At 56.9% G+C, this 996-nt stretch carries 1 protein-coding gene and 1 pseudogene; both read right to left on the bottom strand.

The window, feature by feature from the left end; translation table 11 throughout:
• Positions 1 to 445: flavin reductase family protein (locus tag ALO64_RS24560; protein ID WP_147476707.1), on the bottom strand; the 445-nt coding region annotated here is incomplete at its 3' end.
• Positions 446 to 584: 139 nt separating this feature from the next.
• A pseudogene (locus ALO64_RS17965) lies at positions 585 to 885 on the bottom strand (hypothetical protein).
• Between the last annotated feature and the right edge of the window lie 111 nt (positions 886 to 996).

Genomic DNA, 996 nt, shown 5'->3' with positions numbered 1-996 from the left:
GTTCCTGGTCGGCGCGTTGCAATTGAATGATCTGCGTGACTTTGCATTCAAACGACACCGGCGTCTCAAGCACACGTGGGACCGAGACGATATGAGAGGCCAGCGGCGTGAGGTTGGCCAGTTCGAACTCGCTGACATCCGGCGCTACCGGGGCACAGCTCTGGTTCATGGCTTCGGCCAGCGAGCGGGTCGCAAGATTCCAGACAAACTCACCGGTCTGCTCGATGTTATTCAGACTGTCCTTGCGACCAACGCTACAGAACCCAATGATGGGGGGCACGTAGTTGAAGGCATTGAAGAAACTGTAGGGTGCCAGATTCAATTTGCCGTTGGCATCCTGCGATGAAATCCAGCCGATCGGGCGTGGGCCTACAATCGCGTTGAACGGGTCATGCGGCAGGCCGTGACCCTTGGACGGCTCGTAGGAGTGAATAGCGTCTGACATGCTTGATTCCTGATGGGCTCTATAGGGTGCGGACATAGTGCTGCGCATTTGCAGAGGATGCCAGAGTAGCGTGTATTTCAGCCTGCGCCAGACATGAAGAAGCCCGACATCGGCCGGGCTTGGGGTGTTGCGTGGACTATCAGCCCAGACGATTGGCGCCGACGTGGTCTGCGCCATCGGCAGCCTGACGGTTTGCACCGACACGGTCCGCGCCATCAGAGGCCAGACGGTTGGCACCGACGTGGTCTGCACCATCGGCAGCCTGACGATTTGGACCGACACGGTCTGCGCCGTCAGCAGCTACGCGAATTGAACCGACGTTAGTGTGTTTGGTGCCGCCTTCAGCAACGATGGTCGAGCGGAGTTGTGACTGGAAGTGCAAAGGCGCTGGAAGCCAGAACAGAGAGAGCCAGGCCGAAGATCAATTTAGTGGTTTTCATGATGATGTCTCCAATGAGTGTCGGGTGAGTTGTCATCCCGGTATGGAGGCAATGCTACGCGCCAGCGGATTATTAAGAAGTTAATCGGATTGCTAGGAGGGTGTAGACAAA

Source organism: Pseudomonas meliae (genome assembly GCF_001400515.1).
GTDB classification, from domain to species: Bacteria; Pseudomonadota; Gammaproteobacteria; order Pseudomonadales; family Pseudomonadaceae; genus Aquipseudomonas; species Aquipseudomonas amygdali.
Note: the sequence above shows the minus strand (reverse complement) of the source record. Positions and strands in the feature narration are given on the sequence as shown.